The organism is Caldimonas manganoxidans ATCC BAA-369 (genome assembly GCF_000381125.1).
Lineage (GTDB): Bacteria > Pseudomonadota > Gammaproteobacteria > Burkholderiales > Burkholderiaceae_C > Caldimonas > Caldimonas manganoxidans.
This window is the reverse complement of the sequence record NZ_KB905933.1, coordinates 153,354-177,457: the sequence shown is the minus strand read 5'-3', so window position 1 is coordinate 177,457 and position 24,104 is coordinate 153,354. Positions and strand designations below refer to the sequence as shown.

The 24,104-nt window shown below is 66.6% G+C and carries 18 protein-coding genes, 1 tRNA gene and 1 pseudogene; 5 read left to right on the top strand and 15 right to left on the bottom strand.

Annotated features, from left to right (window positions below; translation table 11 throughout):
- Nucleotides 1–56 precede the first annotated feature (56 nt).
- Nucleotides 57–2,333: a RelA/SpoT family protein gene (locus F615_RS0104745; protein ID WP_019560031.1), complete on the top strand. Its 2,277-nt coding sequence runs from the start codon at nucleotides 57–59 to the stop codon at nucleotides 2,331–2,333.
- Here F615_RS0104745 and greB read toward each other — a convergent pair.
- The 4 genes and pseudogenes from greB to F615_RS0104725 all read right to left on the bottom strand — a co-directional run bounded on the left by greB (nucleotide 2,327) and on the right by F615_RS0104725 (nucleotide 6,559).
- Nucleotides 2,327–2,911 carry a transcription elongation factor GreB gene (gene greB, locus F615_RS0104740; RefSeq protein WP_019560030.1) on the bottom strand — a complete coding sequence of 195 codons (585 nt, stop codon included), beginning with the start codon at nucleotides 2,909–2,911 and terminating at the stop codon, nucleotides 2,327–2,329. The genes F615_RS0104745 and greB overlap by 7 nt on opposite strands.
- A 25-nt stretch (nucleotides 2,912–2,936) precedes the next feature.
- Nucleotides 2,937–3,149: a hypothetical protein gene (locus F615_RS0104735; RefSeq protein ID WP_019560029.1), complete on the bottom strand. Its 213-nt coding sequence runs from the start codon at nucleotides 3,147–3,149 to the stop codon at nucleotides 2,937–2,939.
- A 313-nt stretch (nucleotides 3,150–3,462) separates the two neighbouring features.
- A pseudogene (locus F615_RS0104730) lies at nucleotides 3,463–4,731 on the bottom strand (3-hydroxyacyl-CoA dehydrogenase); the annotation flags it as partial.
- Nucleotides 4,732–4,894: 163 nt separating this feature from the next.
- On the bottom strand, nucleotides 4,895–6,559 hold the full coding sequence (locus F615_RS0104725; RefSeq protein ID WP_019560027.1) for a long-chain fatty acid--CoA ligase: 1,665 nt from the start codon (nucleotides 6,557–6,559) through the stop codon (nucleotides 4,895–4,897).
- 231 nt (nucleotides 6,560–6,790) lie between these two features.
- Here F615_RS0104725 and F615_RS0104720 point away from each other — a divergent pair, with 231 nt between their 5' ends.
- Nucleotides 6,791–7,651, top strand: coding sequence for an HTD2 family dehydratase (locus tag F615_RS0104720; protein ID WP_019560026.1), 861 nt, complete (start codon nucleotides 6,791–6,793; stop codon nucleotides 7,649–7,651).
- Nucleotides 7,652–7,772: 121 nt separating this feature from the next.
- Entirely contained in the window at nucleotides 7,773–8,123 is a 351-nt protein-coding gene (locus F615_RS0104715) for an HU family DNA-binding protein (protein WP_019560025.1), read from the top strand.
- 502 nt (nucleotides 8,124–8,625) lie between these two features.
- Here F615_RS0104715 and F615_RS0104705 read toward each other — a convergent pair.
- The 5 genes from F615_RS0104705 to hemC form a co-directional block, all read right to left on the bottom strand.
- A tRNA-Arg gene (locus F615_RS0104705) sits at nucleotides 8,626–8,702 on the bottom strand.
- Between the two features lie 37 nt (nucleotides 8,703–8,739).
- Complete coding sequence (locus F615_RS0104700) at nucleotides 8,740–9,987, bottom strand: heme biosynthesis HemY N-terminal domain-containing protein (protein WP_019560023.1); 1,248 nt, start codon at nucleotides 9,985–9,987, stop codon at nucleotides 8,740–8,742.
- Between the two features lie 18 nt (nucleotides 9,988–10,005).
- Nucleotides 10,006–11,115 carry a uroporphyrinogen-III C-methyltransferase gene (locus F615_RS0104695; protein ID WP_245558318.1) on the bottom strand — a complete coding sequence of 370 codons (1,110 nt, stop codon included), beginning with the start codon at nucleotides 11,113–11,115 and terminating at the stop codon, nucleotides 10,006–10,008.
- A gap of 24 nt (nucleotides 11,116–11,139) precedes the next feature.
- Nucleotides 11,140–11,931 carry a uroporphyrinogen-III synthase gene (locus F615_RS0104690; protein ID WP_019560021.1) on the bottom strand — a complete coding sequence of 264 codons (792 nt, stop codon included), beginning with the start codon at nucleotides 11,929–11,931 and terminating at the stop codon, nucleotides 11,140–11,142.
- Nucleotides 11,932–11,933: 2 nt separating this feature from the next.
- On the bottom strand, nucleotides 11,934–12,917 hold the full coding sequence (gene hemC, locus F615_RS0104685) for a hydroxymethylbilane synthase (protein ID WP_019560020.1): 984 nt from the start codon (nucleotides 12,915–12,917) through the stop codon (nucleotides 11,934–11,936).
- A gap of 122 nt (nucleotides 12,918–13,039) precedes the next feature.
- Between hemC and ppc the strand changes: the two genes are divergently transcribed.
- Nucleotides 13,040–15,847 (top strand): phosphoenolpyruvate carboxylase, encoded by a 2,808-nt coding sequence (gene ppc / locus F615_RS0104680; protein WP_019560019.1) that lies wholly within the window; start codon nucleotides 13,040–13,042, stop codon nucleotides 15,845–15,847.
- Nucleotides 15,848–15,858: 11 nt separating this feature from the next.
- Here the strand turns inward: ppc and F615_RS0104675 are convergent, their stop codons facing one another.
- From F615_RS0104675 to F615_RS0104655, 5 genes are all read right to left on the bottom strand, one after another.
- Nucleotides 15,859–16,284: a group II truncated hemoglobin gene (locus tag F615_RS0104675; protein WP_019560018.1), complete on the bottom strand. Its 426-nt coding sequence runs from the start codon at nucleotides 16,282–16,284 to the stop codon at nucleotides 15,859–15,861.
- Nucleotides 16,285–16,291: 7 nt separating this feature from the next.
- Entirely contained in the window at nucleotides 16,292–17,638 is a 1,347-nt protein-coding gene (locus F615_RS0104670; RefSeq protein ID WP_019560017.1) for a M48 family metalloprotease, read from the bottom strand.
- Nucleotides 17,639–17,709: 71 nt separating this feature from the next.
- Nucleotides 17,710–18,534: a MinD/ParA family protein gene (locus tag F615_RS0104665; RefSeq protein WP_019560016.1), complete on the bottom strand. Its 825-nt coding sequence runs from the start codon at nucleotides 18,532–18,534 to the stop codon at nucleotides 17,710–17,712.
- Between the two features lie 4 nt (nucleotides 18,535–18,538).
- Nucleotides 18,539–19,270, bottom strand: coding sequence for a GGDEF domain-containing protein (locus F615_RS0104660; RefSeq protein ID WP_019560015.1), 732 nt, complete (start codon nucleotides 19,268–19,270; stop codon nucleotides 18,539–18,541).
- 131 nt (nucleotides 19,271–19,401) lie between these two features.
- Nucleotides 19,402–21,930, bottom strand: a complete 2,529-nt coding sequence (locus F615_RS0104655; protein ID WP_019560014.1) for an ABC transporter permease — start codon at nucleotides 21,928–21,930, stop codon at nucleotides 19,402–19,404.
- 167 nt (nucleotides 21,931–22,097) lie between these two features.
- Here F615_RS0104655 and F615_RS0104650 point away from each other — a divergent pair, with 167 nt between their 5' ends.
- Nucleotides 22,098–22,955, top strand: coding sequence for a DODA-type extradiol aromatic ring-opening family dioxygenase (locus F615_RS0104650; protein WP_019560013.1), 858 nt, complete (start codon nucleotides 22,098–22,100; stop codon nucleotides 22,953–22,955).
- Nucleotides 22,956–23,015: 60 nt separating this feature from the next.
- On the opposite strand, the gene F615_RS0104645 is transcribed toward F615_RS0104650, so the two are convergent.
- The gene (locus F615_RS0104645) at nucleotides 23,016–24,062 is read right to left on the bottom strand and encodes an adenosine deaminase (protein ID WP_019560012.1); all 1,047 of its coding nucleotides are present in this window, start codon (nucleotides 24,060–24,062) and stop codon (nucleotides 23,016–23,018) included.
- Between the last annotated feature and the right edge of the window lie 42 nt (nucleotides 24,063–24,104).

Below are 24,104 nucleotides of genomic sequence, written 5' to 3'. Positions count from 1 at the left end.
GCGGGACGATCCAGCCTCGGCAGGCAGCGGTGGACAATCCGGGTTAAATTCCCGCCATGGCCGCCCGATCTGCCTCTGCCGCCGTTGCCGAGCACAAGCACCCGCCGCCTGCTGAGGCGGCGCCGCCAGCCCATGCCGATGTGGCCGCGGCCTCTTTCGCGGCGCTGATGCACAAGCTCAGCTATCTGGACGAAGCCGACATCCGGCGCATCCGCGAGGCCTACAAGTACGCCGATGCTGCCCATCTCGGCCAGTTCCGCGCCAGCGGCGAGCCCTATATCACCCACCCGATCGCGGTGGCCGGTCTGTGCAGCGAGTGGAAGCTCGACGCCCAGGCCATCATGGCTGCGCTGATGCACGATGTGATGGAGGACAGCGGAGCCACCAAAGTCGAGCTGGCCGAACGCTTCGGCACCACCACGGCCGAGTTGGTGGACGGGCTGACCAAGCTGGACAAGCTGCAGTTCTCCACCCGAGAGGAATCCCAAGCGGAATCGTTCCGCAAGATGCTGCTGGCCATGGCGCGCGACGTGCGCGTCGTGCTGATCAAGCTGGCTGACCGGCTGCACAACATGCGCACGATGCAGGCCATGCCAGCGGCCAAACGCGAACGCATTGCCCGCGAGACCCTGGACATCTATGCCCCCATCGCCCACCGGCTGGGGCTCAACCAGGTCTATCGCGAGCTGCAGGAGCTGTCGTTCGCCCACCTGCTGCCGTGGCGCTACGCAGCCCTGAGCAAAGCCGTGCAACGGGCCCGCGGCTACCGGCGCGACTTGGTCAACCGCATCCAGGCCGATGTCGAGAAAGCCTTCGCCGAATCCTCGCTGAAGGTTCAGATCTACGGCCGCGAGAAAACGCTTTACTCCATCTACACCAAGATGCGGGAGAAACACCTGAGCTTTGCGCAGGTGAACGACATCTTCGGCTTTCGCATCGTGGTCAATACACTGCCGGAGTGCTACCTGGCCCTGGGTGTGCTGCATCAGCTCTACAAACCCATGCCCGGGCGCTTCAAGGACTACATCGCCATCCCCAAGGCCAATGGCTACCAGTCGCTGCACACCACGCTGGTCAGTCCGCTGGGCACGGCGGTGGAATTCCAGATCCGCACCGAAGCCATGCACATGGTGGCCGAAAAAGGCATCGCCGCGCATTGGCTGTACAAGTCCAGTGATGCCGCCGGGGCCAGCGAGGCGCAACGCCTGGGCACGGTGTCGCTGCAATCCTTGCTGGACATCCAGGACGAGACGCGAGATGCCGCAGAGTTCCTGGAACACGTCAAGGTCGACCTCTTTCCCGATGCGGTCTACGTCTTCACCCCCAAGTCGAAGATCCTGGCGCTGCCTCGCGGCGCCACGCCCGTGGATTTCGCCTATGCGATCCACTCCGACATCGGCAATCACATCGTCGCGGCCAAGGTCAACGGCGAGCAGGTGCCGCTGCGCACCGAGCTGCGCAGCGGCGATGTGGTGGAGGTCATCACCGCGCCCGTGGCGCGGCCCAACCCGGCCTGGCTGAGCTTCGTGCGCACCGGGCGGGCGCGCTCGAAGATCCGGCATTACCTGAAGAATCTCAAGCAAGAGGAGTCGCTGGACCTGGGCGAGAAGTTGTTGGCGCAAGCCATGCGTGGCGAAGGCCTGCACATGCCCGCCGGTGACGAAACCCACGGCCCGGCCACCGCGCTGTGGCAGTCGCTGATTCGCTGGAGCGGCAACCGCAACAAGCGAGAACTGCTGATCGACATCGGCCTGGGCCGCAAGATCGCCACCATCGTGGCCAAACGTTTGGCCAAACTGCTGATCGAAGCAGGCAGCAAGCCCGATGCGCTGACCCTGTCGATGAGCCGCTATCTCACCGACGACATCACCCCGGCCCAGGCGATGATCACCCTGGACGGCAGCGAGGGCGGCACGGTGCAGATGGCCACCTGCTGCCGCCCCATTCCGGGCGATGCCATCGTCGGCTACCTGGGCCGAGGCGAAGGCTTGGTGGTGCACACCGGCGAGTGCCAAGTCGGAAAACGCCTGTACCAGCGTGACAGCGAACGATGGATCGCCGTGGAATGGGCCGACGAGCTCACACGCAGTTTCGAGACGGCCGTCACGCTGCTGGTGCTCAACCAAAAAGGCGTGCTGGCCAAGGTGGCCCAGGCCGTCAGCGAGGCCGAGGCCGACATCACCCACATCGACATGGGCCATGACCCGGGCCAATCGACCACCGAACTGAAGCTGTTGCTGTCGGTGCGCGACCGCATCCACTTGGCCCAGGTGCTGCGCACGCTCAAGCGCTCACCGCTGGTGCTGCGAGTGGCGCGGGTCAAGTCTCACTGACCTGGCCGTGGCTGCCCCGAGTCGGCCGGGGCGGGATAGCGCACCGCCAAGATCTCGATGCGTTCCACGCCGCCGGGCGTCACCAGCGACACCTCGTCGCCTTCGCGCGCGCGCAGCAAGGCCCGTGCGATCGGTGAAATCCAGCTCACCTCGCCTCGTAGCGGATCGACCTCATCGATCCCTTTGATCGTGACGGTGCGCTCCTCCCCACGCGCATTGGCATAGGTGACGGTCGCGCCGAAGAAGATCTGGTCCTTGCCATGGTGGATGGACGGATCGGCCACCTCGGCGATCTCCAGGCGTTTGGTCAGATAGCGGATGCGGCGGTCGATTTCGCGCAGCCGCTTCTTGCCATAGAGATAGTCGCCATTCTCGGAACGATCGCCGTTGGAGGCCGCCCAGGACACCACCTCGACGACCTTGGGCCGCTCCTCGTTGACCAAGGCCACCAGCTCGGCGCGTAAGCGGGCGTAGCCCTCGGGCGTGATGTAGTTGCGCACGCCCTTGGGCAGGGCCGCCTGCTCGGGCGCGTCGTCGTCCCCGTCGGCGTCGGTTTCCTTCGTGAAAGCCTTGCTCATCTCACCCCCACGGCGACGGAGGATCTCAGGACTTTTCGAGATCCTTGCAGGAGGGCTTGCACACCATCTCGGTGCGACCCAGCACGCGCTTGGGCTGGAGCTGGTCGGGCGTGCGATGCTTGCCACACTTGAAGCACGAGCGGGTGTTGCCATTGCCCACGAAGGGCGAGCCACCCACCTTGGAGCGGTAGCGCAGCCCATCTTCCCTGATCTTGGTGGTGACCGGTTTGCTGCTCATGATTGGAAGCCTTCGGGTAGGGAACCGTCCTGCAACACGGCCCACGCCGCACAGCCTGCCGCGCCCCAGAGAACCGAAGCGCCTGGACCTCGCAGAGGCCAGACGTGCCAGCGGGCGGTGCGTAAAGCCAAGTGCAGCCGGTCGAGGACAGGAAAGCACGGCACCAGGGCCGTGTCACGCCTTCGTTCGCAGGGCCCATGCCGCGGTGCTCTTGGCCGCGCCCCATGGAGCACCTTTGGCTGTGCGCAGGCGGTACGATGCGCTCTGCGAGCGACCGAATATTGTACCTCGCCTTGCCCTACCGCTGCAGGGCTCAGCGGTGGAAACCTCGCCCCTGGCTCACCAGCCGGCGCAACAACGGCGCTGGCTGCCAAGACGGGTCGGCCCCCGGCTCGGCGGCAAAGCGTTCCAAGCAGCGCAGCACCTCGGCCAGACCGACCGTGTCGGCGTAGAACATCGGCCCGCCCCGATGCTTCGGAAAACCATAGCCGTAGAGGTAGACCAGGTCGATGTCCGAGGCACGGGCTGCGATGCCCTCTTCCAGGATGCGTGCCCCCTCGTTGACCAAGGCATAGATGCAACGCTGCACCACCTCCTCGTCGCTGACGGCGCGCGGGGTGATGCCGTGGGCGGCTCGATAGTCGGCAATGAGCTGCTCGGTCACAGGATCGGGCAACGGCTCGCGGCTGCCAGGCTCATAGCGATACCAGCCCGCGCCGGTCTTTTGCCCGAAGCGGCCGGCCTCGCACAGCAGATCGGCCACGATCGGTCGCATCGGCACCCCGGCCTCGGCCGCGCGCCGCTTGCGCGTGGCCCAGCCGATGTCCAAGCCGGCCAGATCGCCCATGCGGAACGGGCCCATGGCCATACCGAACGCCTGCAAAGCCGCATCGACCTGCTGAGGCAAGGCCCCGGCATGGATCAGGCCCTGCGCGGCGGCCCCATAGCGGGCAAGCATGCGGTTGCCGATGAAACCGTCGCACACGCCCGAGACCACCGCCACTTTACCGATGGTCTTGGCCAGCGCCATGCTGGTGGCCAGCACATCCGGCGCCGTCTTGGCGCCGCGCACCACCTCGAGCAAGCGCATCACATGGGCCGGGCTGAAGAAATGCAAGCCCAGCACATCCTGTGGTCGCTTCGTGAAGCCGGCGATGCGGTCGATGTCGAGGTAGGAGGTGTTCGAGGCCAAGATGGCGCCCGGTGGGACGACTTCATCGAGCGCCTTGAAGACCTTTTCCTTGACGCTCATGTCCTCGAACACCGCTTCGATAACGAGGTCGACCTGGCGCAAGGGCTCATGGTCGAGCGAAGGCTGGATCAAGGCCATGCGCGCTTCGACCTCGTCGGCCGTGAGCTTGCCTTTTTTCATCGAGTTCTCGTAGTTGCGGCGTATCGTGGCCAAGCCGCGATCGAGCGCGTCTTGTTTCATCTCCAGCAACACCACGGGCACACCGACATTGAGAAAGTTCATCGTGATACCGCTGCCCATGGTGCCGGCACCGATCACGCCCACCTTGTGGATGGGTCGCAGTGGCGTGTCGGCCGGCACACCGAGAATCTGTGATGCCAGGCGCTGGGCGTGCTCGATGAAGGCGGCCACCTCGGCCGCTACTTCGGCTTGGGGAGGACGGGAAGAATTGACACTGCTCATCAAAAGCTCCACGGAAGAGAACACTCGCTGAAGATCATGGGATGGGTCTGCGGCGCAGCACCGGATCTCGATCGCACCGGTCCTGGTGGTCTCATGACGCCCTGTGGCGCTCGCGCTCTTGCAGTTCGCGCCACATCACCTTGCCCGTGCCCGACTTGGGCAAGCTGTCGACGAACTCCACGATGCGCGGCACCTTGTAAGCGGCCATGTGCTGGTGCGACCAGTCGATGATTTGTTGTGCGCTCACTTGGCCGGCCGCCCCAGGCTTGCACACGATCAGGGCCTTGACGGTCTCGCCGCGGCGCGGATCGATGGCGGCGATGACGCAAGCCTCTTGGACCGCCGGATGCTGGTACAGCAACGACTCCACTTCCGCGGGCCAGACCTTGAAGCCCGCGGCGTTGATCATGCGCTTGAGCCGGTCGACGAAAAAGAAGTAGCCGTCCTCGTCCGTGGTGCCCAGGTCGCCGGTGCGCAAGAAGCGCTTGCCATCGATCTCGACGAAGGCTGCGGCGGTGGCTTCGGGCTGGTTCCAGTAGCCCAGCATCAACTGCGGCCCATGCACGACGATCTCACCCACCTCCCCAGGGGGCAGCTCGCGCCAGGTCGTCGGGTCCACCACACGCGCGTCCACATCGAACAGCGGTACGCCCAGGCACTGGGCCTTCGGGGCATCGGGCGGGTTGCTGTGCGTGGCGGCCATGGTCTCGGTCATGCCATAGCCCTCGCCATAGCGCAGCCCCAGCTTGTGTTCGAGCGCATGGGCCACGGCCTTGGGCATGGCCGCTCCGCCGCCGGCGATACGCCGCAGGCTGCTGAGGTCGTACTCGGACAGGCGCGGATTGGTCACGAAATCGATCACCATCGCCGTGATCAGGCCCAGACCATACACACCGTACTTCTGCACACACAGAGCGCAAACATCCCGATCCCAACGCGGCAAGATCACGACGGTGCTGCCGGTATACAGCGGTCCATTCATGCCCGATTGCATGCCGGTGACGTGGAACAATGGCAGCACGGCCATGCCCACCTGCCCCGCATGGGTCTTCCACCAGATGCTGCCGGCCACCACGTTGTACATGGTGGTGCGATGGGTGTGCATGCAGCCTTTGGGGCGCCCCGTGGTGCCGGAGGTGTAGGGCATCACGGCCAGATCGTCCGGGCCGGCGAGGATGGGACCGGGACGCAGATTTGCAGCGATCACCTCGTTCCATGCGACGACGCCGGCAGTGGCCCACGTCATGCGTGGGGCCGCCACGAACTCCGGCACCGGCAGATCGGTGGGCTCGGTCGCGTAGTCACTGTAGGTGGCCACGATGAGGTGATCGAGCAGACCACCCAGCAAAGGCGCCATGCGTGCGTACAAATCCTGGGCCACGAAGGCCACGCGCGCGCCGCTGTCGCGCGCGTAGTGTTCCAGCTCGGCCGTGAGGTTCATCGGATTGACCGGCACGACCACCGCATCGGCACGCAAAATGCCATAGTAGGCCAGCATGAACTGAGGGCTGTTTTGCAGGTCCAGCAGCACCCGGTCTCCTTTGCGCACCCCGCAGACCTGCTGCAAATAGCCCGCGATGCGCTCGGTCTCGTCCTGAAAACGCGCAAAGCTCAGTGGCGTGTCGTAGAAGATCAGGAACGGCTTGTCGGGGTAGCGCATCGCCGACACCTCGACGTTGCGATACAGATGCGTTTGCGGCACGTACAGGTGTCGCGTGGCGTGTTCGGGCCAAAAAGCGAAGTGCCGATCGGACATGACGAATGTCTTCCGGTGGATGGATCGAAAGGTGCGGCGCGCCGCAGGCGCCCGCGCGGTCGCACCCGATCGTAGTGAGCGTGTACCGCCCGGTAAAGCCTGCCAGATGAGGGTATGCATCGAGGCACCCCGTCACCTTGGCGACACCGCAGCGTCCACTGTCCCGCCCTGCGACCCGCACCCACGCTCGGGTTCACAATCGCGACGTTTCCTTCGCACGAGGAGGCTTCGATGCATGCGGATGCGCCCTATGCCGAGTGGATCGGTCGATCCGAGCACCGGCACGACATCCTCACCCCAGGCCCTGTGGCCGCCCTGGCCGCCACGCTGGACCGGGACGATCCCCCACCCCGCCCCGGCGATGCGCTGCCGCCGCTGTGGCACTGGCTGTACTTCTTGCCCCTGCATCGGCACAGCGAGCTGGGAACCGACGGTCACGCCAGACGTGGCGGCTTCCTGCCGCCGGTGCCCTTGCCGCGGCGCATGTGGGCCGGCGGGCGCTTGAATTTCGTCGAGCCGCTTCGCATCGGCGAGCCGGTGCAGCGCTTCTCGCGCATCACGGCGATCCGCTCGACACGGGGCCGCTCGGGCGAGCTGGTGTTCGTCACCGTGCGCCATGAGATCCATCATGCCGGGCGTCTGGCCCTGGAGGAAGAGCATGACATCGTCTACCGCGAGGCGCCCAGACCCGAGGTGGAGGCCGCCGCAGTCCGGAATGCGCCGACGCAAGCCGCCCCCCACGCGGTCCACTCCCGCACGATCAGGCCCGACTCCGTGCTGTTGTTCTGCTACTCGGCGCTGACCTTCAACGGGCACCGCATCCATTACGACCGCGCTTACGCCACCGAGGTCGAGGGCTATCCGGGTTTGGTCGTGCACGGCCCGCTCATTGCCACGCTGCTGCTGGACTTGCTGCGCCGCGAACATCCTTCGGCCCATGTGCGCCGGTTCGGCTTTCGAGCCCTGCGTCCGCTGTTCGACATCCACCCGTTTTCGCTGCACGCCGCCCCGGCCACCGAGGGCAGCATGCGGCTGTGGGCCACCGATCATGAAGGCACCGTGGCCATGACGGCCACAGCTCATGTGTCCTGAGCCCGGGCCGCGGCAACGGCTCTCGCTGGCGAGCCCTGCGCTGAAGAAACGGCCATCATATGCGGCACAATCCCGCCACCCGATCAGATCGGGCCATTCTTTGAACTCTGACTTTGAACGCATGAACAAGACCGAACTGGTTGAACATCTGGCTTCCAAGCACGATCTGTCCAAGGCCGAAGCTGGCCGCATCCTGGACACCCTGCTCGATGCGATCGTCACCACCGTCAAGAAGGGCGGTGCCGTGACCCTGCCGGGCTTCGGCTCCTTCAAGCAGCATGCCCGCGCCGCCCGAAATGGGGTGAACCCGGCCACGGGCGACAAGATCAAGATCGCTGCGGCCAAGCTGCCCAAGTTCACCCCGGGCGCCGGCTTCAAGGCCGCCGTGGACCCCAAGGCCGCGGCCCGCAAAGCCGCCAAGGCCACGGCTGCGAAGGCTGCGCCCACGAAGGCCGCCAAGAAAGGCAAGTGACGTTCTCGGGCCTGCGGGCCCGACAGGACCTCGAAAAGCCGGCTCCTGCCGGCTTTTTTGCGCCCAGACCCAGCCAGCGCCTCTGGCGCTGCGTCCAAAGCGTCCATCTGCAACTCCAGTTCCGCAAGCCGAATCTGCCCCTGGCCCCGGCGCAACGGCGAGACTTCGAGCGCAGCGACATCGCCTAGGCACCTGACAAGCAGCCACCTTGGTCGAGTGCGTCCTCGCGCCGCCTCGACGCTGGGTCTGTCCATGTTTCAACGTCTGCGGCATCGTAAGGCGTGGGCAGTGCTGCCAAAGTTCGTGGCTGGCCCGCATCGAAGCCGCCCGTTGCGCCTTCGCCAAGGCCCAACTCAGCACTGGCTGAGCGATGCGCTCACAGCTTCTCATCGAAGCCCGGGATCGCACCACCTTGGTGTGAGCGGTCTATGGCTGAAGATCACGCAAAAGAAAAACGCCTTGGAAGCGGAAGCCTCCAAGGCGTTGATGAGAAAAACGAAATTGGCGCGGCTGGCAGGATTCGAACCCACGACCCCTTGGTTCGTAGCCAAGTACTCTATCCAACTGAGCTACAGCCGCGAAGACCGTTACTATAACACGTTTTTTCCGTTTGTCATCACTCGATGCGTGCAGCGCGTCGATAGCACGCACGGGCCCGATCCCAATCCTCTTCCCGTTCGGCCATTTCGGCCAAGCAGCGCCACGCGTCGCGTCGCAGTGGTGCGGGCAGCTCGGGGTCGTCGGCGCAGTGTTCGAGCTGCTGACGCGCCTTGCCCCACAGCTGCAACTGCGCCAGAGCACGACCCAGTGCGTAGATGAGCTCGGGGCGCGTGGGATGGGCGACTGTTGCAGCCTCCAGACGGGGCAGCCAGTCGGAGCCCACCCCGTCGAGCGAACGCGCGAAGGCTTTGGCCAGTGCCTGCCATTCCTCGGGGCTGCGGGCTTGCGGCGCGTCCCAAAACGGTTGGAGCATCGCACGCGCCAGCGCCGCATGTCCGTGGCCGGCCATGGCCTCGGCCGCATGCGCGGCCACGAAGGCATCGCGACGGTCGGTCGCGTCGAGCTGTTCCCACACCCGCTGGAGCTGGTCGGCATCGCGTGCGGCGTCCAACGCCTCCATGGCCAAGGATCTCAACAGACCTTGAGCCGCCAAAGGTGAAAAGCCCTGGTGCTTGGCCAGCAAGCGAGCCGTGCGCAATGCATCGAGCGGCTGACGGGCCAAACGTGCAGCCTGCAGCTTCAGGCGCAGAGCTTGGGTGCGCCGGGCCAAGCCTGGCGGCAGCTCGGCCAGCAGCGCCAAGGCCCGCTCGGCATCCCGATCGTCCAAGGCCCATTCCGCAGCCATCAAACGCACGCCCTCGTCGGCGGCTCGACCATTGCCGCCGGATGCCGAGCTGGCCAGGGCCTGCTTGAGCAGTTCATCGCGCCCTGCGCGGTCTTGCAAGCGGTGCAGACTGCCGGCAGCCAGGAGTCGCGCCAATGTGATGAACTCTGCATCGGCGCTCAGTTCAGGGGTGGTCTGCTGGATGGTCAAGGCCCGCTGCGCTGCCTTATGGGCGCGGCTGTAGCGGGCACCGAAATACAGCGCCAAAGCCTCGCGCAAGGCCCGCTGGGCGTAATGGTCGCGCCGCGCAATGCGCCACTGACGCGCACGCCGCGGCAAGCCGATCAGCGTGCGCAAGGTCTGCAAGGTGAGGTACAGGGCCACGCTCAGCAGCAGCCACAGCACCACGAACACGTTGAACGACAGGTCCAAACGCCACGGGGCCCAGTAGAGCGTGACCACCGCATCGTTGCGTCCGAACACGCCCGCAGCAACCACCGCGAGCACGAACAACAGGAGGATCCAGATGACGTTGCGCATGGCCCGGCCGTTTTGCGCTCAGCGGGTGGCCAACACGGCCTGCAAGGCCGCGAGCGTTTCATCGGGACGCGGCAGTTGGGTCGCGTGAGCCTGGGCTTGCACCTGGCGCAGCGTGTCGGCCACCTGCATGACGCGACGCGAGCGCGGATCGAAATAGCGCTCGAGCGCCTGCTGGGCCTGCCGCATGTCGGCCTGCACGGTCTCGAACTGTCGGCTCAGCAGGGCCAGCCGCGCATTGAGCAGCCGCAGCTTGAGGTTCTCGCGCAGGAAAAAGGTCTGTTCGGGGGCGATCAACATGGCTTCGGGCTGGTCGATACGGGTCACCCGCACGAGGGAGCGCAGCTCGCTCCACACGCGAGCGGCAAGATCGCGCCCCCATGATGGCCAGTCTGGCACAGCGGCACTGGCCGGCGGTTCGGACCGCCTCACGCGTGAGGCCATGCCCATGCCCGGGCTGGACAACAAGGGCAGCTCGTCGGCCAGACGCGCGGCCTCGTCCAAGCGCGCCACCAGCGAGGGCACGTCGGCCACGGCCACGGCACGTGCTCGTTCCACGTCTTGGGCGATGGCACGGCGCACACGCTCCAGCCGGGGCTGATTCAACCGCTGCAGGCGTTCATCGGCGCTGCGCAGGGCCGCCAGCAAGGGCTCGGCACTGCCCGTGATGGCCGAGTGTTGCAGGGCCACCCGCAGGGCAGCCTCGATTTCCACCAGCACATTCTCGTCTCTGGAGCGGGCCAGAGCATGCAGCAATTCGTCGAGTTGGTCGCGCTGCAAGGCCACTTCGGCCAGACGCGTCTCCAGCACGGTGGCCTTGGCCAGCGCCTCGCGTGCGGCGTCCTGGGCCTGTCGGGCCAGCGCTCGGGCTTCGGTGGCCTGGTCCTGGCTGTCCTGCTGGCGGCGCACGAGTTCGCGCTCCAGGCTTTGGACGTGCTGTTGCGCCTGGTAGGCCAAGGTGAGCCCCACGACGGCCAACAACATCAAGCCGACAATGGCCACCCACCACAAGGAACGGCTGGGCGCTTGCGCAACGGACGCGCTGGCGGCCCCAGCGGCCTGCGCAGCCGCACGCTCGGACTGGGGTTCGGGAGAGGTCGGCGCAGGAGTGGAAGAGGTGGTGTCGCTCACGGTGTCGGTCATTGTATCGAGCCGCTATGACGCATCGTGCCGGCGCTTCCAGGCCGCAGCCACGGCATCGGGGGCCGGATGCGACAGCTCCACCCTGCGCCAGCCCAGGGCCCACGCCCGCTGGCCGATGCGTGGATGGGTGACGATGGCCTCCTGCTGCGACCAGTCGGGTTGCAAGCCCAGGGCTTGCGCGAGGCTCACCAAATGCTCGATGGCCTGAGAACTGCTGAACAGCCACACGGCCTGACCCGGGGCGCGCAGCCCCTGGACCAGCCATGCCTGCTCGGTGGCATCCAGCACGGGCAAGCCGCGGCGATAGGCGCTGAGAAAGTCGACGATCGCGCCAGCTTCGGTCAGACGCTGGGCCAGCCAGGGCCGTCCACCGTCGCCACGCACGATGAGCACGCGACGCCCCGCCCAGGTCTCGGCGCGCAACACATCCCACAGGGATTCGGAGTCGAACTGTTCGGCTTCGTCGCGGGGCCGACGGCGCAAGGCCTCGGCCACGCCGGCGCGCGCCAAGGCCGCATCGGTTCCCGGGCCAGGCGTGGCGACCCTCACGCCCTCGGGCCAACGCGCCGCCACAGGCGCTTGCGCAAAGAACTGCTCGACGGCGCTGGGACTCACGAAGATGACCCAATCGCAGCCAGACAGCTCGCTCCATGCTCGCAAAACCGCCTGCGGATCGTCTGGCGCGGTGATGGCGATCAGCGGCAAGGGCCGTGCCGGGACGCCCTGCGCCTGCAGACGACGGACCCATTCATCGGCTTGTGCCGCCGGCCGGGTGACGAACAGCCATGGAGCAGACGGCACCATGCTCACGCGTGCGTGCTCACACGGGACAGGATGGCCTCGGCACCCAAGTCGCGCAGCCGATGGGCCGCCCTCTGGCCCAGCCGCTGCGCCGCTGCGGTGTCTTGGACCACGGCGGCACAACGGACTTGCAACAAATGCACCGGCTCGGCCTGCGGGTCGCCGAGCGCAGCGTGCAACACGAGCTCCTCACCCTGCCACACGGCATGCGCGGCCAACGGCACGCTGCAACTGCCTCCCAAGGCGCACGAGACGGCTCGCTCGGCGTGCACGGCCAGCCAAGTGGGGCGATGGATGAGCGGGGCCAGCGCATCCCGCAATTCGTCATTCTCCGTCCGGATCTCCAAGCCCAGGGCCCCCTGTCCTGCCGCCGGCAGCATCTCCTCGGGTTCGAACAGTTGGCGAATGCGTTGGGCCAGGCCCAAACGCTTCAGGCCGGCGGCCGCCAGCACGATGGCATCGTAGTGCCCCTCGTCGAGTTTGCGCAGCCGGGTGTCGAGGTTGCCACGCAGGGGCTCGATGCGCAGGTCGGGCCGCCGAGCACGCAGCTGCACCAGACGGCGCAGGCTGGAGGTGCCCACCACCGCGGCAGGCGGCAGGCTGGCCAGGTCGGGATATCGCGGCGAGACGAAGGCATCTCGCGGGTCCTCGCGCTCGAGCACGGCAGCCAGCAAGAAGCCGGCAGGCAGCTCCATGGGGACGTCTTTGAGCGAATGGACGGCCAAGTGGGCACGCCCCTCCTCCAGCGCCACTTCCAGCTCTTTCACGAACAAGCCCTTGCCTCCCACCTTGGACAGACTGCGATCGAGGATTTGGTCGCCGCGCGTGGTCATGCCCAACACCCCCACCGGCTGGCCCCAGCGCTGCTCGAGCAAGGCCTGCACATGACGCGCCTGCCACAGCGCCAAGCGGCTTTCACGGGTGGCGATGACCCAGCGGACCTGCGCGGCCGATGAACCAGAAGAATGAGACGAGGATGTGGTGTTCATGTCCACATGCTACCCGAGGGCCTCATCGACCGGCGCCGGTGCGATGCTCGCGCGGCGACGCGACGGTGCTACCATCCCGAGCTTGTAATTTTGTTACCGCCGTCAGCCACCCCGAGGTACCCATGCCCGCCGCCCGCCCTCCTGTCCGGCCCCGCGCAAAGCGCATCGAGGCCGATGCCGCCGAGAAGAACCGCCCGCTGGTCGAGGACATCCGACTGCTCGGCCGCATCCTGGGCGACGTGATTCGGGAGCAAGAGGGGCGCGAGGCTTTCGAGCTGATCGAGCGAATCCGACAGCTTTCGGTGGCCTACCGGCTCAAGCGCGATGCGCAGGCCGGCCGCGCGCTGGATCGCCTGCTGAAAAACCTCAGCAGTGACCAAACGGTCTCGGTGATTCGGGCGTTCAGCTACTTTTCGCACCTGGCCAACATCGCCGAAGACCGCCATCATGTGCGCCGGCGTGAACACCACGAACGCCAAGGGCATGTGCAGGAAGGTTCGCTCGCCTACAGTTTCGAGCGCCTGGCCGAGGGGGGCGTGCGTGCCGAGGACATCGCCCGCATGCTGCAGCGGGCCTACATCTCGCCCGTGCTGACGGCCCACCCAACCGAGGTGCAGCGCAAGTCCATCCTGGATGCCGAGCGCGCCATCGCCGAGCTCATCCATCAGCGTGACGAGCTGCACACCCAGCGCGAGCTGGACGACAACGAGGCCCAGATCCGCGCACGTGTGACGCAACTGTGGCAAACGCGCATGCTGCGCTACACGAAGCTGACGGTGGCCAACGAGATCGAGAATGCGCTGAGCTACTACCACACCACGTTCCTGCGGCAGATCCCGCGCCTGTATCGCAGCCTGGAGCGCGCCCTGCCCGGCTTCGACATCGCGCCCTTCTTCCGCATGGGGCACTGGATCGGCGGCGACCGCGATGGCAATCCCAATGTCACCGCAGCGACGCTGGAATACGCATTGCGGCAACAGGCCGAAACGGCGCTGCGCCACTATCTGACCGAGGTGCATGCGTTGGGGGCCGAACTGTCGGTCTCGGCGATGCTGGTGGACGTGACCCCGGCGCTGGCCGCACTGGCCGAGCGCTCACCGGACACCAATGAACATCGTCGCGACGAACCCTACCGGCGCGCCTTGATCGGCATGTATGCACGGCTGGCGGCCACGCTGTCGCACCTGACCGGCACCGAGGCGCTGCGCCACGCGGTCGCGCCGTCCACCCCCTACGCCAATGCCGCGGAGTTTCTGGCCGATCTGCGCACCATCGAGGACTCGCTGGCGCACCACCATGGCGCCGCGCTGGCCGAGGTGCGCTTGCGCCCGCTGATCCGCGCCGTGCAGGTCTTTGGCTTTCATCTGGCCACGGTGGACCTGCGTCAAAGCTCGGACAAGCATGAAGCCGTGGTGGCCGAGCTGTTGGCGCGCGCCCGGGTGGAATCGGGTTACGCGCAGCTGCACGAGATCCACAAGATCGAACTGCTCGTGCAGCAGTTGCGTGACCCGCGGCCGCTGCGCGTGCGCGGTGCCAGCTACAGCGAGCTGACCGAGTCCGAGCTGGCCATCTTCGAGACGGCGCGGCTGATGCGCGAGCGCTTCGGCCCCGAGGCGATCCGCCACTACATCATCAGCCACACCGAGACGGTGAGCGACTTGCTGGAGGTGCTGCTGCTGCAGAAAGAAGCCGGGCTGATGCGCGGCACCCTGGGTGAGGATGCGGTGGCCGATTTGATCGTGGTGCCGCTATTCGAAACCATCGGCGACCTGCGCCAAGCCGGCCCCATCATGCGCACCTTCTACGCCCTGCCCGGGGTGATCGACCTGGTCCAGCGCAGCGGCGGCGAGCAAGACATCATGCTCGGCTACAGCGACAGCAACAAGGACGGCGGCTACTTCACCAGCAACTGGGAGCTGTATCGAGCCGAAATCGAGCTGGTGGAGCACTTCAAGCGCCTGCAGGCCGAGCACGGCATCACGCTGCGGCTGTTCCATGGCCGCGGCGGCACGGTGGGCCGCGGCGGCGGCCCGAGCTACCAAGCCATCCTGGCCCAGCCGCCTGGCACGGTCAACGGCCAGATCCGCTTGACCGAGCAAGGCGAAGTGATCGCCTCGAAGTACGCCAACCCCGAGATCGGCCTGCGCAATCTCGAAACGCTGGTGGCCGCTACGCTGGAGGCCACGCTGTTGCACCCGTCCAAGACGCCGCCGAAGTCCTTCCTGGAGGCCGCGCAGGCCTTGTCGGAGGCCAGCATGAAGGCCTATCGCAAACTGGTCTACGAGACGCCGGGCTTCACCGACTACTTCTTCGCCGCCACGCCCATCCGCGAGATCGCCGAGCTCAACATCGGCTCGCGCCCGGCCTCGCGCAAGGCCACGCGCGCGATCGAGGATCTGCGTGCCATCCCCTGGAGTTTTTCATGGGGGCAATGCCGTGTGGCGCTGCCGGGCTGGTACGGCTTTGGCTCGGCCATCGAGGCCTTCTTGGGCCAAGGCGCCCAGCGCAAGGAGCGGATTGCGCTGCTGATGCGCATGCACCGTCAATGGCCCTTCTTCCGCACCCTGCTGTCGAACATGGACATGGTGCTGGCCAAAACCGACATGGCGGTGGCAGCGCGTTATGTGGAACTGGTGGAAGACAAACGCCTGGGCCGGCGCATCTTCAAGGCCATCGAGGCCGAATGGCAGCGCACGCATGAGGCGCTGGCGCTGATCACCGGCCAGACGCAACGCTTGGCGTCCAACCCGGCGCTGGCGCGCTCGATCGAGCACCGCTTTCCTTACCTGGACCCCATCAACCACTTGCAGGTGGAGCTGATGCGCCGCTACCGTCAGCAAAAGGACGCTGGCGAAGTGCACGAGCGCGTGCAGCGTGGCATCCACATCTCCATCAATGGCATCGCCGCCGGTCTGCGCAACACGGGTTGAGAGCGCCAGCCTCAGCCGCCCTTGTTGCGCATCCAGTCGGCCGTGTTGAAGAAGGCAGCCCGCAGTCGCTCTACCAGGGCGGCATCGAGCTGCAGGTCTTGCATGGCTTGGTCCATGCACGCCAGCCACTGGTCGCGCTCCTTGATGCCGATGGGATAGGGCAAATGGCGAGCCCGCAAGCGGGGGTGCCCAAAGCGCTCCACATAGTACTGTGGCCCCCCCAGCCAGCCGCACAGGAACCAAAACAGCTTGTCGCGCGAGCCCGCAAGCGTGGTGGGGTGCAAGGCGCGCAGCTCGGCATAGGCCGGCTCCAGGTCCATCAAGTCGTAGAAGCGGTCCACCAAGGCACGCACGGCCGCTTCACCGCCCAAACGCTCGTAGGCAGTGTCGGCTTGCGCGGTGGCTTGCACGGTGGGATCGGCAGGATTCGAATTCATCGGATCTTCACTTCACGTATCCCCACACCTTGAGGCGACTGGCCGCATACTGGGCCGCCTGCCCCTGCACCCCCATGCGCACGAAGGCATGGTATTGACGCGCGGCCGCCTCGCGCTCGCCCAGGCCCTCCAGCGCCACGCCGCGCAAGAACGTCACCCCTGGATCGCCGGGCAACATGCGATCGAAAGCCAGCAACTCGGCATGGGCCTTGCCCGGGTCGCCTTGCGCCAGGGCCAGCACACCGAGGAGCTTGCGGGCTTGGGCCTCTTGTGGGTACAGGGTCTTGGCCGTCTCGGCGTAGCGCAGCGCTTCACGAGCCCGGCCTTGGGCTTGTAAGCACTGGGCCATGCGCAGGTGAGCGGGGTAGTCCTCCGGTGTGAGCGTCAAAGCCCGTCTGAAGGCCGTGGCCGCCTCGTCATACGACTTGCGCGCCATCGCCGTCTCGCCTTGCTGGCAGGCCACGATGGTGGGCTTCAAGCGCCGCAGCCCAGCGGTCTGGTCCATGTAACGCTCACGCTGTGCGGGCAACGAGGCACTGGCTGCGTAGCGCTCCTGCGCTGCGCGCCGAGCCGCGTCGCGCCGCTCGGTGCTCATGGGGTGGGACGCAAACATGGTTTGCAGCAGACTGGGACGCGACTTTTCCTGATCCACCAGCACCTGGTGCAGCGCCGTCATGCCGCTGGCCGGGTAACCGGCCCGCACCATGTACTCTTGCCCCAGAGCGTCCGCCTCGCGTTCGTTGTCACGTGAATAGCTGGCCAGCAAGGCGCTGGCGCCGATCTGGCTGCCCAGACTCACCAGGCCGGCCCACTGCGAGTTGGACGCCGCCACATTCAGCCCCACCACCACGGACTGCGCGATCAGCGCTTGACCCTGGCGCTGCGCGGCATGACGGGCGTTGACGTGTCCCATCTCGTGACCCAGCAACGCCGCCAGCTGGGCTTCGTCGTCGAGCTCGACCAGAATGCCGCGCGTCACCCCCATGGCCCCGGCCGGGAAGGTATAGGCATTGACATGGTTGGCGTTGAGCACCCGGTAGGAATAAGGCATTTGCGGCCGATGGGTGTGCGTCTGCAGACGGCGCCCCACCGAGGTCACGTAGTCATTGACGGCCGCATCCTGCACCGGCCCAAGGTCCTGAGAAAACTGGTGCGGCGAGACCTGGGCATCGACTTCACGCTCCTGCGCCTCGCTCATGCCCACGACGATAGGCTTGCCCGTCACCGGCGAGGTGGCACAGCCTTGCAGCCAGGACGCCGCCACGACGCCCGCACTGGCGCTGGCAAGCCACAGGGCATCGCGTCGGCTGAGGCGGCCGCGCGCCAAACGTTCGGCAAGGGCATGAGGTGGCATGGGCGTCCTTTCGTGTGTCGAAGGATCGACCATTGTAGAAACTCCCCCTGGCGCAGGGGGCGCCACGCTGATCAAGAGGACGCCGAAGCCGGTGCCGCCGCCTCGATGCGTGCGGCCAAGGTGGCGATGGCCTGGGCCGCCGCGCTGCCCGGCAGGCTTTCGAACAGCAGTTGCCGGCGCTGCAAGGCTTCGCGCACCGATGCATCGGTGGGAATGTCGCCCACCAGCACGAGTTTCACCGGATCGCCCTGTGGCGTGGTGACGAAGCGGTCGACCACCTGCTGCAGTTGATGCGTCACGGCCTTGCCATCACCGGGCTTGCCGACCTGGTTGACCGCCATGTGCAGCACTCGGCGGCGCTGCTGGGAGGCCAACACTTTGATGGTGGCGTAGGCATCGGTGAGCGAGGTCGGCTCGGGCGTGGCCACGACCAGCACGTCATCGGCCAGCGAGACCGCGTAGAGCACCACATCGGAGATGCCCGCTCCCGTATCCAACAACACGAAGTCGTAACGCGGGATGATCGTGTCCACCACGCGCTGCAATTGCTCGCGCACCTCCGGCGTCAGGCGCGAATACTCCACCAGCCCAGAGCCCGCCAGCAGCACGGAGAACCCGCCGGGGGCCTTGAGCACGGCCTCGTCCAGCGTGGCCTTGCCGGTGAAAACGTCGTGCAGCGTGATTTTGGGATACAGGTTCAACACCACGTCCAGGTTGGCCAGCCCGAGATCGGCATCGAGCACGAGCACACGATGGCCGCGGCGGGCCAAGGCTGCCGCCACGTTGGCCGACACGAAGGTCTTGCCGACACCGCCTTTGCCGCTGGTGACGGCCAGCACCCATGCGCGCCGGGCGCCGGGCAAGGGAAGCGACGCAGGGGTCACTGGGTTGTTCATGGCTTCACTCAAGGCTGTCATCCCAGGACGTCACACCGAACAGCATGGACTTTTCTTCACGGCTGACACTGCTGACCACCGATTTCTCGAGGCACACCCGGTTGCGTCCCTCCGTCTTTGCGCAATAGAGCTGCAAATCGGCGCGCTCGGTCCACAAGGCTGCCGAGGAGCGCACCCACTGGGGGGCGAACGCACCACCGATGCTGACCGTCACATGGATCTCCTGGCCCGAAGGCAAGCGAATGGCGCAGCTTTCGATCGAACGGCGGATGCGCTCGGCCACGACCTCACCATAGGCCGGGTGGCAGTTGGGCAATACCATCGCAAACTCTTCGCCGCCGAATCGCGCCACCGTGTCCATCGGACGCACGCACTCGGCCAAGCGCTGGCCGACCGCTTGGATGACCAAGTCTCCGGCCGCATGACCATGGGTGTCGTTGACGTGTTTGAAATGGTCGATGTCGACCACCAGCAGCAGCGCCGATTCGCCCGTGCGCGCCACGCGATCGATCTCTCGTTCGAGCACCGCTCGAAAATGGCGGCGATTGGCCAGACCGGTGAGGGCGTCGCGCAGCGACAAATCGCACAAGCCATCGATGATGGCCTGCAACGCGACGACCGCGGGCGCGTCGGTCAGGGAGGGCAAGGGGTAGCCCGCCTGTTGAAGCAGACTCAGCGCCTGGTCGAGCTTGAGCTCGGTCAGGCATAGCGCATCGGTCGAGATGGCGGCAGGCACAGTCTGTGGAGTGGGAACGCGAAGGTAAGGTCCAGTCTAGCAGCGAGGCCTAGGAGGGCACCCCCGAGAAATGGACGGCCATAGCCCTGCATATCGGCACCTCGACGCCCGACTTGAGCGCTATTGGAGTGCTACTGCGCCGCCCGACGCAGCGTTTCGACGACCGGTCGGCGCAACACCTCGCGCAAGCCCCACCATCCAGCGGCCAAGGCCAACCCGGCACCGGCCCCCATGCCCGCCAGCGGCACCCAGGGTGAAGGCGCCCAATGGAATTCGAAGGCATACCGGGCCAAGGCCCAGCCCACGGCGATGGCGGCCCCCGCGGCCAAGGCACCTGCCAACGCCCCCACCCCGATCAGCTCGGCACGCTGCACCTGTGACAGCAAGCGACGCCCCGCCCCCATCGCCCGCATCACCGCGAACTCCCGCTCACGGGCCTGGCGGGTGGCCACCACGGCGGCAAACAGCACCACCACCCCGGCCGCCAGCGTGAAGCCGAACAAGAACTCCACGGCACGAATGACCTGGTCGAGGACCCGCTGCACCTGCGCGATCGACGCCGAAACATCCACATTGGTGATGTTGGGAAACTCCTGGATCAACGCATGGTCGAAGCCGGGCTGCGGCGGCGCCCGGAATGCCGCGATGTAGGTGGTCGGCAATTCGTCCATGCGGCTGCGCGGAAACATCGCAAAGAAGTTCACACGCATCGACGCCCAATCGACGCGGCGCAGACTGGTGATGCGGGCCTGCACCGGCATGCCGGCCACATCGAAGACCAGCACGTCGCCCAGACGCAGACCGAGGGTCCGCGCCAGCCCTTCCTCGACGCTGATCTCGTCGGCGGCCTCGGGCACCCATTGGCCGGCGGCCAACACATTGTGCCGGGGCATGTCCGCGGCATGGCTGAGGTTGAACTCACGATCGACCAAACGGCGTGCACGCTCCTCCGTATAGTCCTCGGGGCTCACCGGCCTTCCGTTGATGCTGATGAGCCGACCGCGAATCATCGGATACCAGTCGAAGCCCTGCACGCCGGCCTGCGTGAGCCGTTCCCGGAAGGACTCGGCCTGCTCCGGCTGGATGTTGATCACGAACCGATTGGGCGCATCCGGCGGCGTGGCCTGGCGCCAACTGGCAATCAGGTCGGTGCGCAGCAACACCAACAGCACCAGCGCCAGCAATCCCACGGCCAGGGCACAGACCTGCAGCACGGCAAAGCCGGGACGGGCAGCCACTTGGCGCGTGGCCAGGCGCAGCCAGCGCGGCACCTGCATGGACACCACGGTGCGGCGCAACAGTTGCACGGCCAACCAGCCCGCCAAGGCGAACGATGCCATCGCCGCGGCAAAGCCCCCAACGGCAATCAGACCCAAGCGCACATCGCTGGAGGCGGCCACCAACAAGGCGGCAAAGCCCAAAGCCCCGGCGACCAGCACGCTCAGAGAAGCCGGTCGCAGTTCCCCCATCTCGCGGCGGATGACGCGCAACGCCGGCACCTGAGCCAGCTGCAACACCGGCGGCAGGCCGAATGCGCACAACAAGGTCAAGCCCACCCCCAGGCCAAAGATGACAGGCCACAGGCTGGCCGCCGGCAAGGTGGCCTCGATCAGGTCACTCAACAGGACCACGAAGACATGGTGCACGGCATAGCCCACCATCACGCCCAGCACGCTGGCCACGGCCCCCACGACGCCGAACTCCAGGGCATAGCTCCAAGCGATGGCGCGCTGTGGCAGCCCCAGCACCCGCAGCATCGCGCAGTCGTCCAGGTGGCCAGAAGCGAAGTCCCGCGCGGCAATGCCCACGGCCACCGCTGCCAGCAAGGCTGCCAGCAGCGCGACCAAGTTCAGGAAGCGTTCGGCACGATCCAAGGTCTGGCGCATCTCGGGGCGGCCGTTGTCCAGGGACTCCAGACGCACGCCACGCAGTCCCTGCGTTTCGAGATAGGAATGCGCCCAAGCGAGGTAGCGTGCAACCTCGGACTCCCGCCCCGGCGGCGCAGCCACGGCCAACCGATACGTGACTCGGCTGGCCGGCTGAATCAGCGCGGTGGCCGCCAGGTCGGCCTCATGCAGCATCACCCGCGGTGCGAAGGCCATGAAGCCTGCCCCTCGATCGGGTTCGAGCGTGATCACGCGGTCGATGCGCAACGCGGCTTCCCCCAGCAGCAACATGTCGCCCACGCTCAGCTGCAAGGCTTCGAGCAAGGCCGCATCGACCCACACGCTGCCCTGCTCAGGCCCTCCCTGGGCGGCTGCATCGGCTTGGCCGGGCGCAGGGGCAATGCGCACGCGGCCACGCAGCGGGTAGCCCTCGCTCACGGCCTTGACCGCCACCAGCCGGGTCGCCCCACCGCGCGCTTGCGGCGCGCGCGCCATGCTGGGAAAGGTCACCGTGCGGGCCACACGCAAGCCCTGCGCGTGCGCGCGTTCGACGAATGCCTGCGGCGTGGGGTGGTCGCTGGCCACGATGGCATCGCCCCCCAGAAGCTGAGCCGCATCGCGCTGCAGGCCGCTTCTGAGCCGGTCGGCAAAAAAGCTCACCGCGGTGAGCGCTGCCACGGCCAGCATCACGGCCACCACCAACAACCGCAACTCCCCCGCGCGAAAGTCGCGCCAGGTCTGACGCAGGGCAAGAGACACCACGGACGGCAACATGGTAGACATCGGAGTTCGATCGTCGGCAACGATAGCCGAGCCCGGGGCCGGGCACCACCCTGGGGTCTTTTGGCAAGGCCAGACGCGGCCACGGTTGTGAACGGTTCTGAATGCGATCATCAAGCCGACTCAATCCCAAGCCGCCGGCCACATGCTTCACTGCGCGGATGACGACCTCGACCCTGCCGCCGATCTTTCTGTCTCACGGCTCGCCGCTGATCGCTGTGCACCCCGGTGACACCGGCGCCTTCTTCCGCCGCCTGGGGCCCGTGCTGGAGCAGGCCTTCGGGCGGCCACGCGCCATCCTTGCCGTCTCGGCGCACACCACCACCCGCGAGCCCGTGCTGCTGGCCGCAGCGCGGCACAGCACCATTCACGATTTTTGGGGCTTTCCCCAGGCGCTGTACGAACTGCGCTACGACGCACCGGGCGACCCTGCCGTGGCCCAAGCCGCCTCGGACTGCCTCCGTCAGGCAGGCATCGCGCACCGCGTGCTGGCCGAGGGCGGGCTCGATCACGGCATCTGGACGCCCCTGATCCATGCCTGGCCGAAGGCCGACGTGCCCATCGTGCCGCTGTCGCTGGTGCCCTCGGAGGCTGCGCCCGCCATGCACTGGGCCATCGGGCAGGCGCTGGCTCCCCTGACCCGGCAAGGCGTGTGGATCCTGGGCACCGGCAGCCTCACCCACAATCTGTCACTGGCCCTTGGCGGCGGCCGCATCGAAGACCGGACCGAGACCGCCGAGTGCGCCGCCTTTCGGGATTGGGTGTGGCAACGCACGCAGGCCCGCGACTGGAGCGCACTGCTCGAATACCGGCAGCAGGCGCCGCATGCCGCCCTGATGCACCCGACCGACGAGCACTGGCTGCCGTTTTACGTGCCCGCCGGCGCCGGCGGACGCCATGCCGCGCCGGTACGCATCCACGCCGGCGTGACCTACGGGTGCCTGGCCATGGATGCTTACGCCTTCGGCCCCGAGGCCCATCGACTGGCACAGGCCTTGGGCTGCCAGGCAGCCCATTGAAAGCCGCGCCCTCGGACTACACGCCGCTGCGCCGCCACCCCCCTGCCGCTCAGCCAGCGATCAACCGCTGTGGCTGGCAAAGCATGCATCGAGCCGTTCGATCCAGCGCGCTTTGGCCGACGCATCGGCAAAGCTGGCCTCCAGGCTGTTGCGCGCCAGGGCATACGCATCGCGCAGCTGCAGCGAAGGCAAGGCCGCGAAGGTCTCGACGAAGTTCTGGTGCAAATAGCCCCCGAAATACGCCGGATCGTCGGAATTCACGGTGGCCATCAGGCCCGAGGCCAGCAACTGGCCCAGCGGGTGGTCGGCCAGCCGGTCGACGACACACAGCTTGACATTGGACAGCGGACACACCGTCAGCGGCACACGCTCGCGCGCCAGGCGCCGCACCAAATCGGCATCCTCCAGGGCCCGCACCCCATGGTCGATGCGCTCGACCTTCAACACGTCGAGCGCACTGCGCACATAGGCCGCGGGGCCTTCCTCGCCCGCATGGGCCACCAGATGCAAACCCAGCTCACGGCAGCGTGCAAATACCCGTGCGAACTTTTCCGGCGGATGGCCGCGCTCGCTGCTGTCCAGGCCCACCCCGATGAAATGGTCGCGCCAAGGCAAAGCCTGCTCGAGTGTCTCGAACGCCTCGTCTTCGCTGAGATGCCGCAAAAAGCACATGATGTAGGCGCTGCTCAAGCCCAGCTCCCGCTCAGCGGTCTCACGCGCCCGTGTCAACCCACGCATCACCGTCTCGAAAGACACGCCACGCGCGGTGTGGGTTTGCGGATCGAAGAACACCTCGGCATGGACGATGCCGTCGGCCACGGCCCGGCGGAAATAGGCCATGGCCATGTCAAAGAAATCCTCCTCCTTCAGTAACACACTGGCCCCAGCGTAGTAGATGTCGAGAAAGCTCTGCAGATCGGTGAAGGCATAGGCCTTTCGCAGGCTCTGGACATCGGGGTACGCCAGCGCAACGCCATTGCGCTGGGCCAGCTCGAAGATGAGCTCGGGCTCCAAAGAGCCTTCGATGTGAATGTGCAGCTCAGCCTTGGGCATGTCGCGCAGCAGCTGAGCCATCGCATCGGCGGGCAGAGTCGGTGGGGTGGTCATGGTTGGGTTCTCACAGGGCACAGGACTCAACTGTCGCACGGG

What these genes read in the sequence shown, in the direction of transcription:
- hemC (WP_019560020.1), bottom strand. Translation starts at nt 12,917, where the DNA reads ATGAACACCACATCCTCGTCTCATTCTTCTGGTTCATCGGCCGCGCAG.
- F615_RS0104715 (WP_019560025.1), top strand. Translation starts at nt 7,773, where the DNA reads ATGAACAAGACCGAACTGGTTGAACATCTGGCTTCCAAGCACGATCTG.
- F615_RS0104675 (WP_019560018.1), bottom strand. Translation starts at nt 16,284, where the DNA reads ATGAATTCGAATCCTGCCGATCCCACCGTGCAAGCCACCGCGCAAGCC.
- ppc (WP_019560019.1), top strand. Translation starts at nt 13,040, where the DNA reads ATGCCCGCCGCCCGCCCTCCTGTCCGGCCCCGCGCAAAGCGCATCGAG.
- F615_RS0104665 (WP_019560016.1), bottom strand. Translation starts at nt 18,534, where the DNA reads ATGAACAACCCAGTGACCCCTGCGTCGCTTCCCTTGCCCGGCGCCCGG.
- F615_RS0104650 (WP_019560013.1), top strand. Translation starts at nt 22,098, where the DNA reads ATGACGACCTCGACCCTGCCGCCGATCTTTCTGTCTCACGGCTCGCCG.
- F615_RS0104670 (WP_019560017.1), bottom strand. Translation starts at nt 17,638, where the DNA reads ATGCCACCTCATGCCCTTGCCGAACGTTTGGCGCGCGGCCGCCTCAGC.
- F615_RS0104745 (WP_019560031.1), top strand. Translation starts at nt 57, where the DNA reads ATGGCCGCCCGATCTGCCTCTGCCGCCGTTGCCGAGCACAAGCACCCG.
- F615_RS0104645 (WP_019560012.1), bottom strand. Translation starts at nt 24,062, where the DNA reads ATGACCACCCCACCGACTCTGCCCGCCGATGCGATGGCTCAGCTGCTG.
- F615_RS0104735 (WP_019560029.1), bottom strand. Translation starts at nt 3,149, where the DNA reads ATGAGCAGCAAACCGGTCACCACCAAGATCAGGGAAGATGGGCTGCGC.
- F615_RS0104655 (WP_019560014.1), bottom strand. Translation starts at nt 21,930, where the DNA reads ATGTTGCCGTCCGTGGTGTCTCTTGCCCTGCGTCAGACCTGGCGCGAC.
- F615_RS0104720 (WP_019560026.1), top strand. Translation starts at nt 6,791, where the DNA reads ATGCATGCGGATGCGCCCTATGCCGAGTGGATCGGTCGATCCGAGCAC.
- F615_RS0104725 (WP_019560027.1), bottom strand. Translation starts at nt 6,559, where the DNA reads ATGTCCGATCGGCACTTCGCTTTTTGGCCCGAACACGCCACGCGACAC.
- F615_RS0104700 (WP_019560023.1), bottom strand. Translation starts at nt 9,987, where the DNA reads ATGCGCAACGTCATCTGGATCCTCCTGTTGTTCGTGCTCGCGGTGGTT.
- greB (WP_019560030.1), bottom strand. Translation starts at nt 2,911, where the DNA reads ATGAGCAAGGCTTTCACGAAGGAAACCGACGCCGACGGGGACGACGAC.
- F615_RS0104690 (WP_019560021.1), bottom strand. Translation starts at nt 11,931, where the DNA reads ATGGTGCCGTCTGCTCCATGGCTGTTCGTCACCCGGCCGGCGGCACAA.